The sequence below is a fragment of the Shimia sp. genome (assembly GCF_049116215.1).
GTDB lineage: Bacteria > Pseudomonadota > Alphaproteobacteria > Rhodobacterales > Rhodobacteraceae > Shimia.
Map to the genome: position 1 here is coordinate 43,649 of NZ_JAGDZB010000004.1, position 15,906 is coordinate 59,554.

Below are 15,906 nucleotides of genomic sequence, written 5' to 3' on the forward strand. Positions count from 1 at the left end.
GATGAATGCAATTTCAAAGCAACTCATAACTGTGCTGACTGCTGGTCTTGGCGGCTGGTTGGTAAGTCGCACTGGCATACCATTGGGCTGGATGATCGGCGCAATGCTGGCAACTGCCGCATTGGCACTATCAAAGCTTCCGATGCAGCAACCCTCTGGAGTGTTCAATGTTGTGCGTGCGTCTGTTGGCGCGATGCTGGGCACGGCCTTCACATTAGAATTGATCACGTCGTTTCCGCAGTGGTGGGCCTCGATCACTGGCTTATTGATTGCGATGGCGGTGATGTTTGGTCTGGCCTTTGTTGCATTGCGCAAGGTTGCGCGGTTTGACCGACCGTCTGCGTTGTTGTGTTCCATTCCTGGCGGTATCGCAGAAATGATCCTGCTTTCGGAGAGCGCTGGCGCGGATCAAACTCGGGTTTCTATTGTGCATGCGCTGAGAATTTCGCTGACCATTCTGATTCTTCCGTTGTTGATTAGCCTCACCACCGGGTTGTCTGTTTCCTCGGCTCAAGCGGCGGAAGGAGTGACATTTACGGTGCTGGATCTTTTTTGGTTTGCGCTCAGCGTAGGCGCTGGGTTTTTGGCGAAGCGGTACCTGAAAATTCCAGCTCCACTTGTCGTGGCGCCTATGGTGGTCAGTGGTGCATTGCATGTCAGCGGAGTGAGCGGCTTTGTCGTGCCTGGTGCCCTGTCGGATGCGGTACAGGCCTTCATCGGGATCAATGTCGGCGGTCGCTTTGCAGGGGTCACGGTTAAAGCGCTGTCAGCGGTTTTTGGCTCCGCTGTGTTAGTCGTGGTGGTTCAAATCTCGGTTGCCTATTCAGCAGCGACTTTGGTCGCACAATCGATGGGGTTTGATGTCCTTACTATGACTTTGGCCTACGCTCCGGGCGGACTTGCAGAAATGTCTCTCATTGCGGTGGCAACGGACGCAGATCCAGCCGTTGTCGGCTTGCACCACGTGATACGGGTCTTGGAGGCGTTGATTGCAGCTCCGATATTGCTAAGGATTTTTCAGGAACCAAACAAGAATTAGACCCGATCTGGAGTTCGGTCCGTGCACCGGTTCTTTGGCTCCCAAGATTGAAAACCTTCAAAGTCTATTTCGGACAGTTCTTGGCCGCGCTGCTACCTCTGATTTCGGCAGAAGCGGCCTTTCATTGCGGTAGTGTTGGACGGCCCTGAGGTTTAGATTTCTACCGCCTGGGCAATCGCCAACCGAAGGTGGCAATGTGCACAGAGCAGAGTTTGGAAAGTCAAGCGGGCGATCCTTTGCGGGCGTAGCTCATTTGAAAATCAAAGGCCGGTTTGTTCGCGAAAGCACCAATTGACTCACGCGCACTTGGACACATCTTTACTTGGTGGCGCGCCCTTTATGGCTTGTGCGCACTCCAGAAACCTGGCCTAGGAGCCGCGCACATTTTAGGGGCCGTTTGCCGCACCGTGGACGGCATCGCTAAAACACCGCCACATGTTTGATGCGCGCCCCTTTTATGGGTGTGATCACAATCTCAACTGGGGCTCTGTTTCCGTAGTGGGATAGGCTGCTTCTTAAGCTAGATGCGCGCATGTCGACAGGAACAGAGTTTCGGCGTCCGAGATAAACTTTGGCAGTTGATCCATTATCGAAGCGCACCTCCAAGTTAAAACTCTGTTTGGCGATATCCTCGGCCTCTATTTCGATGCCGGAAGTTGTCACGCCCTCTGCAAGTTTGACTAGGGTTGCCTGAGATTGTTTTTGCAATTCAGCGGCCTTGATTGGTGCGCGGCTTTCGCCGAGGGCGCCCAGCAATTGGCGTAAAAAGGATTGCGAGTTGAAGCTTTCAGTATAGGGCAGCTCCCAAACCACAAGGTCGTGATTTTTACGATCCAATGCACCGGACATCACATAGGCTTCAATGGCACCAATTGGGCCTCCGCCGGATACGGAGAAGTTCTCGACATCAGCATCAAAGGCGCGGGCCAACGCGTCCGCGACCCTATAGTGATCTCGTTTGTAGCGATTGGAAAAACTGCTTCCAAGCAGGGCAATTGCGGGCCCGTCCGCGAGCGCGTCCAGAAGGTCGCCACTTCGCGACAGGTCGAAAGTTGCTGACGTTTCTGGGGGCAAGGCTGTTCCACATGCCTTGTGAACAACTTCGGCAAGGGACCCTTCTTCCTGTATCGCGCCCGAGGCCTCAAGGTCCCGGAAAGCCAGGTCTCCATCATTGGTAAAAAGATCAGGTGCTTGTGTGTTCACGGTGTGTGCGAGTGCAGTGGCGCTCACGGCGCTTCCGACGGCGGTCCAGTGCGTGTCGCGCCGAAAATAGAAGCGGTCCCTGAGGTCGGGGTCGGCCAGAGCCACATCTGACAGGTTAGGCACAATGGCGCCCGTGCTTGCGAGCTGCTCGATCAATTTGTCAAATGATGAGCGTGCGTCTGCCACGCTGTAAAGGTACTGCCCCATGGCCGCATCGAGGTTGTCTTGCCCGGCGATAACCGGTCGGGGCGGCGCGACCACAATGGCCAGAGGCACGTCACGAGCCGCAAATTCGTCAACGATGGCTTGGACCAGTTTTAGTGAAGATGACTTCATCTCGTAGCGGTCTTTCAACTGGTCCTGCGTGAAGACCCAGCCACTAGCTTGATTGCTGTAGATTGGGGCTATCTTTGCGTATTTTTTGGGAAGAGCTTCTCGGTTGAGAAGGTTTTCGCAATAGGGAGCGGATTGCGCGGCAGAGCCTAGAACAAGGCTCGCGATCAATGGGAGGTGAAATTTCATGGGAGCTTTCTCCGGCTGGTCAAATAACGTTCAGGAATCTCCCAGACAACGATGGACGGGAGCGACGAAAGGTTGGAGCGCTCCTCCAGGAACACATCCATTGGTTTGAAGGGGCCTTGGCCAACGCGGCTGAGATTGAGAACGTCGGCCTGCAGAGCCTGTTTCAGGAAGCCTTCGAAGTGGAACTCTGCTTTAGCCGAGTAACTCGTGCCTATGAGGGCAACAGGGGTATCGGCAGCGCCAAACAGTCCTCCGGATGAGGTCACGGTGGTTTCGAACGTATTGATGAGTTCGGCTGATGGGCCCACTCGATCCCGATAGCGACCGGTCGCGACAAACGGCAATAAGTCACCGTCAAATGGTGCCGCGCCTTTTGCAATGGTGGTCACCTGCGCCTCCGGTAACGTTGTGTTCTCTAGAGGCTTGGCGATGGCTGCCGCTGCGCTTTGCGCGCCTTCCGGGCTCCAGTGGGTGTCTGTGCGCATGAAGCTGCCTTCAAACCGAAGGGCTTTGCGCAGATCAATCTCAATCAACTCGGCCGCGCGGATCGTGGCGAGGGCCGCATCATAACGTGTTTCAAAGCCTTCGGATCGCCCGCGCTTTAGCCGGTGTGCGTGAATGCGTGCCTTGTCGGGAATGATCACAGGGACGAGCGTTATGCCGTCCGCCGCCAACGTGTCGGTGACCCGCGCCAACTCGGTTTTGAGATCGCGGGGGGTGTCCGGCTCGGTGAATTCTTCGGCGGTGAAGAGCCAGCCGCCGTTGCCAGAAACCGCCCCTGTTGCGGGTTGACGAAAGAATACCCATTTGGCTGCAGACCACAGTGCAACCGCGCTTTCATGGGCCGGGACAGAGGTTTCGAAGCGGTCCTCATAGCCTCTTTGATAGGTGCCATTTGCCCATCCCTTTGATGTATCACCCGCATCGGTGTGCGAAAACGCCGTGACCGAGAGGCCTGCCAGAAGCGCGGCGATCCCGAGTGTGCAAAGGCTGTCCAATGAAGCTTGCATAGGATTGCTCCCTAAAACTGAAAGTAAAGGAAAGGGCTGTTGGTGCGCGCCTGCAGAGCGACAAAACAGAGGATCGATAGCAGGGCGGATTGTAGCGCTGGTGAGAGCGTCCGCTTGGGAAGTGCCAAGCGCGGACCGATAGAGAAGGCGACCCCTATAAGCAGAAAACACAATTCCGTTGTAGTGGTGAGCGTGATCAACTCCGGTCGCATTGCGATGCCATGTGCGCCAAACATGCCCGCATACATCGCACCGGCATCGGCAAGCGTCTCCGCGCGGAACACAACCCAGCCAAGCATGACGCACACCATGGTCAGCGGCCAGGCAACGGCCTTTGGCCACACCGTTTCCTGGTGTTTTGCGCCCAAGGCCCGCTCAATTGCCATTAGGCTACCATGCCAAATGCCCCAGACCACAAAGGTCCAATTGGCGCCGTGCCAAATCCCTCCCAGAACCATTGTCAAAAGCAGATTGCGATACGTCTTAACCTTGCCGCTCCTATTGCCGCCCAAGGGCACATAGAGATAGTCGCGCAACCAACTGGACAGGCTGATGTGCCAACGGCGCCAGAACTCGGTGATGGACCGGCTGACATAGGGCACGTTGAAGTTTTCCGGGAAGTGGAACCCAATCATCAGACCCAAGCCAATCGCCATGGCTGAATAGCCTGCAAAGTCGAACAACAGCTGAATGGAGTACGCTGCGGCGCCGAGCCAGGCTTCCGCCATTGTCGGGTCGGGCAAAGCGAACATCCTGTCTGCGAGTGGCGCGACGCTATCCGCCACAAGTAGCTTCATTGCCAGCCCTTGCAGAAACCTACGAAGGCCTATTGAGAAAAGCGAAAGCGTGTGAGTGCGGTGCTCAAATTGATGCGCAAGGTCCTTGTAGCGCAGCACCGGTCCGGCGATCAGCTGCGGGTACAATGACGAGAACGCGAGAAAGTCCGAGAGCTTCCTAGCGGCAGGCGCATCGCCGCGCGCCACATCAACCACATAGCTGATGGATTGAAACGCCAGGAACGACAGCCCGATTGGCAGGATGATCTCCGGTACAATCAGGGTCTCCCCACCCAGCGCCGTATTGAGGTTGCCAAGCAGAAAGGTTGTGTATTTGAACCAACAGAGGACGGCGAGGTTAAAGGCAACCCCAAGCCTGACCGCCCATGCCTTGATTCTGGGGCTATTGGTTCTTGATGCAACGCGGCCCGCAAGGTAGCTGCCACCGGCGATGGCGTAAAGCACGACAAGGGCATCGGCGCGCCACCAGGCGTAAAACAACGTTGAGGCCAGCAGGATCAGCCAGTTCCTAAGAGCTTTCGGCAGCGCATAGTAGGCGGCCAGAAAGCACGGCAAGAAACCGAACACGAAGATGGGGGTCGAGAAAACCATTCCATCACTCCCCGATATTGGGGCCAAACCGATTTTCTATGAGGTCCGCTCCGTCAGGGCGCGCCACAAACGTGAGGTTCTGCCCTCTTCGCAGTTGAATATCGAAACTCCCAAGGACGGCCCCTGAAGAGGTAATGACCGAAAGTTTGGCGGCGACAGGATTGACGGTTCTGCCACCAGCGCTGTTGACGTCGGTATTGCCGATAACGTCGATGTTTTGCTCCGCCAGCACCAGTCGCGCGTGACTATCTGAGAGGTTTAGCAGTGTTAGAAGTACCTTTGATCTGTCTCCTCGATCCGGCTCTCGAATAATATGGACATTGCCTGTTGCATCAACGGCTGCCGTGTAAAACGATCCTACATGCCCGCCATCGGTCAGAGCCGCAGAGACTGAAAAATAAACGTAACCGGGCTCTTCAGGAATTTGGATTCCCAGTATTCCCGGCGCGGTTTCTTCCTCAATCCATCGAACAAATACCGCGTCCTCGGGCGGTGGGGCGTCATAGAGTTCGTTGTCGGCCGCCCAAATAGGACCTGGCAGCAATGAAACTGCAAAAATTACAATCGCTGAAAACTTTGATCGGTGCATCGAGGTACTCCCTTTCGAAAAGGTCTATCGATACGTGGGCGCCTCTGGGCAGCAGCTAAAGGATACTCACCTATCTCCAAAGGTTACCGGGCTCCTCTTTGGGGGCTGAGTTGGCAAAACCCTGTGCGGGCCTGGCGCTGCACTAGGCTGTACTGTGTTTGCCGTCAGCGCCTATGGGTCCAAATAGGGCGATTTGATAAGAGAGTATTTCTGGCTCATCGTGACCACCGAGGAGTGGACGATGAGGAAGCAAACCAAGAGCCCCGGCGAGAAGATCGTCAAAGACATCGAACGGGCAACCCGCAAACAATATTGAGCTGAAGAGAAGATCAGGATCGTGCTGGATGGCGTGCGTGGCGAAGATAGCATTGCGGAGATTTGCCGCCGTGAGGGGATTTCCCAGGGTGTTTACTACAAGTGGTCGAAGGACTTCATGGAAGCTGGCAAGAAGCGGCTCGCTGGTGATACGACCCGTGCTGCCAACACTGATGAGGTCAAGGAGCTTCGCCGTGAGGCCAAGGATCTCAAGGAGGTGGTTGCGGAGCAGACGCTTGAACTGCGCCTTCTCAAAAAAGCATGCTCGGGGATGGGGACGACCGCGAATGAGGTATGCTGCATCTGAAAAGCTGGAGATCATTCGACTGGTCGAAGAAAGCCATCAATCGGCCCGTCGGACACTGGCCAAGCTGGGTATTCCTCGTACCACACTATCGGTGGTATGATCGGTATCTGCGGCGCGGTGAGGCTGGATTGCGGGACCAATCTCCCAAGCCAAAACACGTCTGGAATCGCGTGCCTGACAAGGTGAAGCGCAAGGTTGTCGACTTCGCTTTGAAAGAGACAGAGCTGTCGCCCCGTGAGCTGGCCGTAACGTTCACGGATCAGGAACGTTACTTTGTGTCAGAATCCACAGTATACCGCACGCTTAAAGCGCATGAGTTGATCACCAGATCGGCGTTCATTGTCCTGAAGGCGGCCGGTGAGTTCCAGCACAAGACGACTGGGATCAACCAGCTTTGGCAAGCAGACTTCACCTACATCAAAGTACTGGGCCTTTCGGGACATTGCTTCGAAATACCCTGTCGGCTGACAGCTGGGGCTGGTTCTATCTCAGCACGGTTCTCGACGATTACAGCCGCTACATCGTCTCATGGACGCTCTGCACAAATATGCGAGCCGAGGATGTAACCGACACGCTGGAATTGGCATTGCAGGCATCAGGTTGTGATCAGGTTCACGTCGTTCACAAACCGCGTCTGCTCAGCGATAACGGCTCCAGTTATGTGTCCGGAGAATTGGCCGAATGGTTGCAGGACAAAGGTATGAAGCACTCTCGCGGCGCGCCATATCATCCGCAAACGCAGGGCAAGATCGAGCGTTGGCATCAGACTTTGAAGAACCGCATCCTGCTGGAAAATTACTTCCTGCCAGGTGATCTCCAAGCTCAGATCGCAGCCTTCGTCGACCACTACAATCACCAGCGCGACCACGAGAGCATCAACAACGTCACACCCGCTGACGTCTATTTTGGGCGCGATAAAGCACTCTAAAACAACGCGAAAGGATCAAACGAAAGACACTCGAAGCGAACCGATTGCATCACAGACAACACGCCGCATAATCAAACCAACCAGATGAGCCAAACTCTCTCTTAGTTTAGGCCGCTCTTGGTTCCAAAAATCCTGACTACGGACAGTTGAGGGAGTTGCTCCTTCAAATGGTCGTCGACTTTTGGATTTACAGGAGGGGGCGGATACGATGGCAAAGAGGCAACGCCAGATGGCGGGCGGTTTGTACCACCGATTGCTGTCGTCGTGATGCTGGTTCGTTTGGCCAAAATGACTGCCTCCCCAAAAATGGGCGACAAGGATTTTAGCGCGCTTGGAGGTGACGTATGCGGAAGTCCTGGGGTCCGCATCTGGTTGGCTGATCGTTTATGTGGATAACTCGAAACCTTCGAGGGGGGCTAGGTTCAGGATCCATTGATTTCCGCCGTGCGGTGTGATTCATCGCTCAAAAAATACGCAGTGAACATGTCCGATCTTTTCTGGTTGAACAACAAGCAGATGGCCCGTCTGGAACCCTTCTTCCCAAAGTTCCATGGAAAACCACGTTTGGATGATCGCCGGGTGCTGAACGACATTAACTTCATCAACCGCAACGGATTACGATGGCCAAATGCACCCAAGGAATACGGCCCGGACAAGGCACTCTACAATCGCTGCAAGCGGTGGAGCGACAAAGGCATCTTCGCAGGGGTACTGATTGGTTTGGCCGCTGATCATGGCGAGGAGAAGGCGGTCTCAATCGACGCGATGTGTCTGAAAGCCCACCGCACAGCGACCAGCATGGCCGCGAAAAAAGGGGGCGCCACGGGTGCCCCGGTACCAACAACACACTAACGCCCGCCCCATTTCCAAACAATGCCAGTACGTGGTTTTTGTGAGAAAGACACAAATGCCATTGGGGCTGGGTTTTCAGGGAGCCCCAAGTCCAAAAGGCTATTCAACGATGGGTTGGGTAAAATGAGGCGTGAGGATCCCAAATAGACGTGCCATTTCATAGATCCTTAAGGTTTTCTGTACAAAATTAAAGGATTGGTTCGAAAGGACGCTTTGGTGTCGGTAAATGATCTTCTTTCTTCGGTTCTGCTGACCCAGCGAGATCCAGCTTTTGTTCTGGCGCTGGAAGGCGCGGGGGGGCTTGCGTCTGCGAAGGTGGTTTGGATCAATTCTGCCTGTACCAAACTGGTTCATCGCCCAGACGGAGAATGCCTTAACAGTTCACCGTTGCATTTTCTAAACGGCAAAACGGCGGATTTTCTGCAGAAAGCCCTGATAGAAAAGAAGACGGATACGGTCCGGTTGAGAAACGCACTAAACGTGTCAGGTGCTGATAGCGATAGGCGGTGGTTTGATTTCGAGGTCGCACTCCCTGCCCAACTTGGGGCTGACGACGCGCATATTTTCTGTTGCTTTGTTGATGTAACCGAACGTGAGACACTTCGGGTGCGCTTGAAGGCAACACAGGGTGAGGTCGAAACAGTGAAATCCCGTTTCGAGCATGCGGTGAACTCAATTCCTGAAGGTTTCGCGATGTTTGATCGCGACGACATTTTGGTCGCGTTTAATTCGAAATACACAGAGCTCTATAAACATTCTGCGTCAGCAATCAAAGTTGGAGTGACGTTTGAATCGATCATGCGGTATGGGATCGAAAATGGGCAATATCCCGAAGCAGAAGGCCAAGAGGACGCCTGGTTGGCGGAACGTCTTGACCGTGAAAACAGAAAAAGAGCCCCTGTCGAGCGCAAATTGCCAGGTGGCAAGTTTCTACGTATTCAGGAAGTGGAAAGCGAAAACGGCGATCTTGTGGGTTTGCGTTCGGATGTGACGCAGTACTACGAGTATCAGCAGGAGTTGGAGCAAAAAGCAGGAGACCTTGCGAAGGCAAACGAGGAGGCAAAAGCGGCAAGCCTGGCGAAAGACCGGTTTTTTGCCCGAATGAGTCACGAACTCCGCACGCCCATGAATGGCATCCTCGGCCTGACGGAGGTGTTGCAACACAGTGCATTGAACCCGCAACAACGCTCCTACCTGAAAACCATCGCAGGCTCGGCGACCAGCCTCTTAGGTATCATAAATGACATTTTGGATTATTCCAAAGCGACCGAAGGTAAATTCACCTTTGCCAATGAGCGGTTCTCATTAAAGGATACCATTTATGAAGCGGCCGGGCTGATACAGCCGTTGGCACATGACAAGAACCTAGACTTCTGGATAGAATACCCACCCGCGATGCCGTCTTATTTTATCGGTGACAGTGCGCGTATCCGGCAGGTTCTCCTCAATCACCTTGGGAACGCGCTAAAGTTCACTGACAAGGGGCATTTCGGTTTGCGAGCAGCCTGTGAAATTGTTGACGGCACGGCCCAGCTGTCATTGGCGATTGTGGACAGCGGTCGCGGTATCCCCAAGGATCAAATGAGCACGTTGTTTTCCGCGTATGAGCAAACCCAACAAGCCTCGGAAAACGCAGTTGAGGGGACCGGGTTGGGTCTCGCGATCTCCAAGGTCTTGGCCGAGCAAATGGGAGGCGCGATCGAAGTCACCTCGCGTGTTGGTAAAGGGTCCTGTTTTGTTGTGACCCTGAATTTGCCTGTCTGTCCCGGCGCGAGACCAAAATCAAGCGAGCGGCATGGGCGGGCGCCGACCTACGATGTGGCTATTGTGGGGCCTCGAACTGAGTCAAATGAAGTCCTGGAACGAACTTTGATGGCGATGAATTGCCGCGCGTTTGCATTTGAGAATGCTGAACAGCTTCTGAACAACGGTGGACAATTCCATACGGTCATCTGGGATGGTGATCACGTTGACCGTAAGGAGACGGCTTTTGGGGCAGTGTTCAACAAACAGTCGGCCCATTGTGCGCATGCCTTGATGGTTTCAACGCCCCTCCGGTTTACTTCTGCTGAAACTGACCTCGTAGATTTTTCGGCGACTTGGCTCAAGCCGGTGAGAAGTGAAGAAATTGTACAGGTTCTCCATCCCGAAATAAGGACAGATCTGGGGCGTTCCGTCGATGGCAAGGAAACGGCCAGCTTGGAATCCTGCAAAAACACTTTGGGTTCAGGACGGGTTCTCGTCGTCGATGACAACAGAACCAATCGGCTGGTGGCCGGAAAACTACTGGAAACAGTGGGGGTTATGGTGGATTTTGCCAGCAACGGGTTGGAGGCGTTGGATTTATACAAGGCGTTACGGCCCGCAACGATTTTTATGGATGTATCAATGCCCGTTATGGACGGAATTGATGCCACTTCTCACATCCGAAAACTTGAACTGGATCTGGGGCTCCCACCGTGCAAAATCTTTGCGCTGACGGCAAATACGCACAAAACTCAAGTGGAGTTGTGCCTGAGGTCCGGCGTTGACGGCGTGATTGGCAAACCTGTAAAGCGGAACGAATTGATTGAGGCGATCAGCCATCCGATCACTCGCGATTACGGCTATCTGAACAGCGAAAAAGTTCATGAACTAGACGCCCGCAGCCACTGAGATCCGGGGAGATTTCCGTCCGTGTATTGCGGTTGCGTGCGGAATGTGACGGTATCGTTTTCTGACTGCCGTAAATTTTCGTTGGTACTAGGACAATACTGTGATTGTCGGAATTGCAGGTTGGGGAGGCTCGGTTCTTAGTAGCCTTTGCCAACATACGCGGCGCTGTTCACTCGAACGTAAGCTGTAGGTCTCTGTTTGGTGATCTTCAACAAGAAGCGGACGTGGTGTCCTTGTGAGCTCAAGGTCAAGATGCACTGGAGGTCGAACAGGCGAACGGATGCATGAATGTGTCTGGGTGGGACATCAGTATGCCTGTTTCACATCTTCCACCTCTTTCCAGAAGACCGAAAGTGTTCTGTCTGAGATACAGGGCCAGTATTCCTCTGAACCAGACTTGTCGTTCAGCATCTGGCCTAATTTTGCGGCAAAGCCGTCCTGTCTTGCAGTGAAAAACTCAATTGCAAACAAATGGATTGATCAAACGGTCAAAGTTGTCGAGATTGGAGGGGTTCAATCAGGGGGTTATCTATGAAGATCGTTGGGAAGATGTCTCGTCGGGTGCTGCTCGCATCCGCCTTGGGTGCAAGCGTTCTTGCGTCTGCGGGAATTGCCGCCGCCGAGGCTGTGAAAGTTGCGGCCATTTACACACTGCCGGTGGAGCAGCAATGGATTAGCCGCATTCATTTGGCGCTAAATGCGGCCTCCGAAAGGGGAGACATCGAGTATGTGTTCTCCGAAAATGTGGCCAACACAGACTACGAACGTGTGATGCGTGAATATGCCGAGCAGGGCATGCAATTGATTGTGGGTGAGGTCTTTGGCCTTGAGCGCGCAGCGCGCAAAGTGGCTGGGGACTATCCGGAAACCGCATTCCTAATGGGCTCGTCCTTCGGAGCGGTGGCGCCAAACTTCTCGGTGTTTGACAACTGGATCCATGAGCCGTCCTATCTGTCGGGCATGGTGGCCGGTAAGGCAACTGAAACCAATGTGATCGGCATGGTTGGCGGCTACGCCATTCCAGAGGTGAACCGCCTGATGCATGCCTTTATGGACGGTGCACGCGAGGTGAACCCGGATGTGAAGTTCATCGTGAACTTCATCGACAGCTGGTACGATCCACCCAAAGCTAAGGAGAGCGCATTTGCGATGATGGATGCAGGCGCGGACATCATGTACGCCGAGCGCTTTGGCGTGTCTGACGCCGCTGTGGAGCGCGGTGTCAAAGCCATCGGCAACGTGATTGACACTTCAGGTGACTATCCGGGTACCGTACTGGCGTCGGCTCTGTGGCACATGGAAGCCACCATCGACAAAGCCATCGAGAGTGTCGCCACCGGCTCGTATGAGGCGGCAGACTACGGACAATACAGCTTCATGCAATATGGCGGCGGCTCCTTGGTGCTGGACGACAAGCTGGTGCCAGCGGATGTGGTCGAAGCCGTGCGTGCCAAAGAGGCTGACATCTTGGGCGGCATGTTCCGTGTGAACGTGAACGACGACCGCCCGGTCTCTGACAATTAATTTGGGGAAGGCCGATCCTCGCGGTCGGCCTTTTCACATTGTGACACAGAATATAGTCTTATCTTTAAACGAGCTGACCAAACGGTTTGGCTCCGTTGTGGCGAATAACGCGGTTGATCTGACCCTGCATCGCGGCGAAGTGCTGGCGCTGTTGGGAGAAAACGGCGCGGGCAAAACAACGTTGATGAACATGCTGTTTGGGCACTACATGCCCGACGCGGGCACCGTGGATGTGGCCGACGGCTCAGGTGCTCTGCGCCCCTTGACGCTCGGCCATCCGCAAGCGGCGCTAGCGGCGGGGATTGGCATGGTGCACCAGCACTTCACGCTGGCCGAAAACCTCAACGCGCTCGACAACATCGTGCTGGGCTCAGAGCCTTTGCGGATGCTCAAACGCGACCGTGCTGGCGCGCGTGCCAAGATCGCGCGCATTATGGAGCACACCGGCCTTCAGGCACAGCTCGACGTGCCTGTTGGCAAGATGAGCGTGGGCGAGCGCCAACGGGTGGAAATCCTCAAGGCGCTTTATCGCGATGTACGGATTCTGGTGCTGGACGAGCCCACCGCCGTTTTGACGCCGCAAGAGGCTGACACGCTGTTTGACAGCATTGGCGCCATGACTCGTGAAGGGCTATCGGTGATTTTCATCTCCCACAAGTTGCGCGAAGTTCTGGCCTTCTCCCATCGTATTGCTGTGTTGCGCCATGGCGAAAAGGTGGGCGAGATTGCCACTGACGAGGCAGACGAGCGTGTCATTGCGCGCATGATGGTGGGGGCCGATACACCCGAAACCCCGCGCCGCGACCTGACACCGGGCCCCGCGGTGCTGCAATTGAAAAACCTGTCGGTGACAGGCCGCTCCAAGCGGGACTCACTTGAGAATGTCACGCTCACTGTGCGCCAGCATGAAATACTGGGCATTGCAGGCGTCTCCGGCAACGGCCAAAGCGCCTTGGCAGGCGTGATCTCCGGCCTGAACCAGCCCACCAGTGGGACGCTGACGGTGGACGAAACGGCCATTGCACATCCAACCCCGCGCAAGATGATCCACGCCGGGGTGGGGCGTATCCCGGAAGATCGCCACCACGACGGCATCGTCGGGGCGATGAGCGTGGCCGAAAACATGGTGATCGAGCGGTTGGATGAACCGGAAGTGCAGACGAATGGCCTGCTGAAACGCGAGGCCATTCACGCCAACGCGGACCGGTTAACGGCGGATTATGACGTGCGCGGCCCCGGTGTGACCGCCCGCGCGCGGCTTCTGTCCGGCGGCAACATCCAAAAACTAATCCTGGCGCGGGTGTTTGAGCAAAACCCGAAGCTGATCCTGGCCAACCAACCCACCCGTGGCCTTGACATGGGGGCCGCCGCCGAAGTGGCCCGCCGTCTTCTGGAAGCACGTACCCGCGGCGCAGGCATTGTGCTGATCTCCGAAGACCTCGACGAAGTCCTGAGCCTTGCGGACCGCATCATGGTGATCCACGACGGCGCCTTGATCGAGGCGGACGGCCGCGATCGCGCGCACATTGGCCTGATGATGGCGGGAGAGCTGACATGATCCGCATCGAACCCAGACAGTCTTCCTCGCGCCTGATGACTTTGGGCATCCCGGTGCTCTCCGCCTTTGTGGCGCTGGCCTTGGCGGCTCTGCCGCTGGCCTTTGCCGGAGCAGATGTCACCACAGCCTATCAGGAAATGTTCAAAGGCGTGTTTGGCTCCACCTTTGCTTTCACCGAAATGCTGACCCGCGCCACGCCGCTGATCTTCACTGGTCTCGCCGCCGCGCTCGCTTTCCGGGCCAAGCTCTGGAACATCGGGGCCGAAGGCCAGCTCTACCTTGGCGCCATGGCTGCCGTGGCGATCGGGGCAGGGGCCATCGACGCGCCTTCCTTTGTGCTGATCCCGCTGATCGTGCTTTTTGGCTGCGCAGCAGGTGCCGTTGGCATGGCGGTGCCCACTGTGCTCAAATCCCGCTTCGGCGCGGATGAGGTGGTGACCACGCTCTTGTTGAACTTCGTGATCCTGATCTTCCTGCAAATGATGCTCGAAGGCCCACTCAAAGACCCCATGGGTCTTGGCTGGCCGCAAAGCTCGCCCATTCTGGATCAAGGCATGTTGCCCCCGCTGATGGACCGGATGCGCGTACATTCCGGCCTGATCATCGCGCTGGTCTGCGCAGGCGTGGCGCAATTCATGCTGGCGCGTTCGGTCTGGGGCTTCAAGCTGCGCGCGGTTGGAGAAAACGCCGCTGCCGCCAAACACGCTGGCATCCGCGTGAACCGCTCCCTGATGAGCGTCGCCATTGTTTCCGGCGCCTTGGCAGGTATGGCCGGTGTGAGCGAAGTGGCCGGTCTTAAAGGTTATCTCACAGCCGATCTCAGCCCCGGCTTTGGCTACACCGGCATTGTGGTCGCCATGCTTGCAGGCCTCTCGCCAGTGGGGGTGGTCATGTCCGCGCTCTTCATCGCCAGCGTGTTTGTCGGCGCCGACAGCATGAGCCGCGCCATGGGCGTGTCGTCCTATTTGGCAGATCTCGTGGTGTCCATGTCGTTGCTCTGCGTGCTGATTGGCGGCTTCTTTGCCCGCTACCGCATCGCATTGGTTAAAACGCCAAAAGGAGAGCAGGTATGATGGACATTCTGCAAATCCTGCTGAGCGAAAGCTTCTGGGCCGCCTCCTTGCGCATCGCCACACCACTGATCTTTGGCGTGCTCGGCGCCTTGCTCTGTGAAAAAACTGGCGTGCTTAACCTCGGTATCGAAGGCATCTTTGCCGCCGGGGCCATGGCCGGATGGATGGCGGTTTGGCTCGGCGCAGGTCTCTGGGGGGGCGTGTTGGTGGCCGCGCTCGCAGGCGCTTTCTTTGGGCTTATCCACGCAATCCTGACCGTGCCGCTGGGGTTATCGCAGCACGTGTCCGGCCTTGGGGTGACCATGTTTGCCACCTCGGTCAGCTACTTCACCTATCGCACCGCGCTGCCCAACGTGTCTTCTCCGCCGCGTATTGAGCCGTTTCAGCCGCTCGATGTGCCGCTGCTCTCAGACTTACCGTTTTTGGGGCCGGTGCTGTTTCAACAAACCGCACTCACATGGCTGGCGATACTGATGGTTGGTCTGGTCTGGTACGTGCTCAACCGCACCCCGCTGGGGGTGGCTCTGCAAGCTGTGGGTGACAACCCTGACAGCGTTGATGCCCAAGGCCTCTCGGTCTACGGTCTGCGCATCGGCGCCGTGGTGGCAGGCTCTGCCCTGATGGCACTTGGCGGGGCATTTCTGACCATGTCGGCCTTTGACGCCTTCTTCTTTGGCATGGTGAACGGGCGCGGCTGGGTTTGCATTGCGCTGGTGATTTTTGCCAGCTGGAAGCCGGGCAAAACCCTGCTGGGTGCGCTCTTGTTTGGCGCCTTTGACGCCCTGCAAGTCCGCCTGCAAACCGAGGTGGGCGCTTTGGTGCCGGGGCAGGTCTTCCTGATGGCACCCTACATCCTGTCGATCATCGCACTTGTGGTGGCCGCTCGAAAAGCCGACTATCCGCGCGCGCTTCTGACGCCGTGGTTCAATGGCCAACGCTAGGA

Annotated in this window: 10 protein-coding genes and 2 pseudogenes; 8 read left to right on the forward strand and 4 right to left on the reverse strand. The window is 56.0% G+C overall.

The annotated features are described in order from the left end of the window. The first annotated feature begins 1 nt into the window (after nt 1). The gene (locus tag JXR15_RS13660) at nt 2-1,039 is read left to right on the forward strand and encodes an AbrB family transcriptional regulator (RefSeq protein ID WP_422053770.1); all 1,038 of its coding nucleotides are present in this window, start codon (nt 2-4) and stop codon (nt 1,037-1,039) included. 420 nt (nt 1,040-1,459) lie between these two features. Here JXR15_RS13660 and JXR15_RS13665 read toward each other — a convergent pair whose 3' ends face one another. The 4 genes from JXR15_RS13665 to JXR15_RS13680 are packed head-to-tail and all read right to left on the reverse strand — an operon-like array spanning nt 1,460 to nt 5,751. Continuing rightward, nucleotides 1,460-2,764 carry an alginate O-acetyltransferase AlgX-related protein gene (locus JXR15_RS13665; protein ID WP_422053771.1) on the reverse strand — a complete coding sequence of 435 codons (1,305 nt, stop codon included), beginning with the start codon at nt 2,762-2,764 and terminating at the stop codon, nt 1,460-1,462. Further along, complete coding sequence (locus JXR15_RS13670) at nt 2,761-3,774, reverse strand: alginate O-acetyltransferase AlgX-related protein (RefSeq protein ID WP_422053772.1); 1,014 nt, start codon at nt 3,772-3,774, stop codon at nt 2,761-2,763. The genes JXR15_RS13665 and JXR15_RS13670 overlap by 4 nt, the downstream gene beginning before the upstream one ends. A gap of 11 nt (nt 3,775-3,785) precedes the next feature. Beyond that, a complete protein-coding gene (locus JXR15_RS13675) occupies nt 3,786-5,162 on the reverse strand; it encodes an MBOAT family O-acyltransferase (protein ID WP_422053773.1) in 1,377 nt (458 codons plus the stop codon). A 4-nt stretch (nt 5,163-5,166) separates the two neighbouring features. Further along, entirely contained in the window at nt 5,167-5,751 is a 585-nt protein-coding gene (locus JXR15_RS13680; RefSeq protein ID WP_422053774.1) for an alginate O-acetyltransferase AlgF, read from the reverse strand. Between the two features lie 241 nt (nt 5,752-5,992). On the opposite strand from JXR15_RS13680, the pseudogene JXR15_RS13685 reads away from it, so the two are divergent. From JXR15_RS13685 to JXR15_RS13715, 7 genes and pseudogenes are all read left to right on the forward strand, one after another. Further along, nucleotides 5,993-7,372 (forward strand): annotated as a pseudogene (locus JXR15_RS13685) (IS3 family transposase). A gap of 412 nt (nt 7,373-7,784) precedes the next feature. Beyond that, a pseudogene (locus JXR15_RS13690) lies at nt 7,785-8,120 on the forward strand (transposase); the annotation flags it as partial. 249 nt (nt 8,121-8,369) lie between these two features. Next, nucleotides 8,370-10,808: an ATP-binding protein gene (locus tag JXR15_RS13695; protein WP_422053775.1), complete on the forward strand. Its 2,439-nt coding sequence runs from the start codon at nt 8,370-8,372 to the stop codon at nt 10,806-10,808. 531 nt (nt 10,809-11,339) lie between these two features. Next, a complete protein-coding gene (locus tag JXR15_RS13700) occupies nt 11,340-12,332 on the forward strand; it encodes a BMP family protein (RefSeq protein ID WP_422053776.1) in 993 nt (330 codons plus the stop codon). 40 nt (nt 12,333-12,372) lie between these two features. Then, nucleotides 12,373-13,890 (forward strand): ABC transporter ATP-binding protein, encoded by a 1,518-nt coding sequence (locus JXR15_RS13705; RefSeq protein WP_422053777.1) that lies wholly within the window; start codon nt 12,373-12,375, stop codon nt 13,888-13,890. Continuing rightward, entirely contained in the window at nt 13,890-14,963 is a 1,074-nt protein-coding gene (locus JXR15_RS13710) for an ABC transporter permease (protein ID WP_422053960.1), read from the forward strand. Before JXR15_RS13705 ends, JXR15_RS13710 begins: the two co-directional genes overlap by 1 nt. Continuing rightward, on the forward strand, nt 14,963-15,904 hold the full coding sequence (locus JXR15_RS13715) for an ABC transporter permease (RefSeq protein WP_422053961.1): 942 nt from the start codon (nt 14,963-14,965) through the stop codon (nt 15,902-15,904). The genes JXR15_RS13710 and JXR15_RS13715 overlap by 1 nt, the downstream gene beginning before the upstream one ends. Nucleotides 15,905-15,906 lie beyond the last annotated feature (2 nt).

Excerpts from the sequence above, each read along its gene's own strand:
- JXR15_RS13660 (WP_422053770.1), top strand. The coding sequence starts at position 2 with ATGAATGCAATTTCAAAGCAACTCATAACTGTGCTGACTGCTGGTCTT.
- JXR15_RS13665 (WP_422053771.1), bottom strand. The coding sequence starts at position 2,764 with ATGAAATTTCACCTCCCATTGATCGCGAGCCTTGTTCTAGGCTCTGCC.
- JXR15_RS13670 (WP_422053772.1), bottom strand. The coding sequence starts at position 3,774 with ATGCAAGCTTCATTGGACAGCCTTTGCACACTCGGGATCGCCGCGCTT.
- JXR15_RS13675 (WP_422053773.1), bottom strand. The coding sequence starts at position 5,162 with ATGGTTTTCTCGACCCCCATCTTCGTGTTCGGTTTCTTGCCGTGCTTT.
- JXR15_RS13680 (WP_422053774.1), bottom strand. The coding sequence starts at position 5,751 with ATGCACCGATCAAAGTTTTCAGCGATTGTAATTTTTGCAGTTTCATTG.
- JXR15_RS13700 (WP_422053776.1), top strand. The coding sequence starts at position 11,340 with ATGAAGATCGTTGGGAAGATGTCTCGTCGGGTGCTGCTCGCATCCGCC.
- JXR15_RS13715 (WP_422053961.1), top strand. The coding sequence starts at position 14,963 with ATGGACATTCTGCAAATCCTGCTGAGCGAAAGCTTCTGGGCCGCCTCC.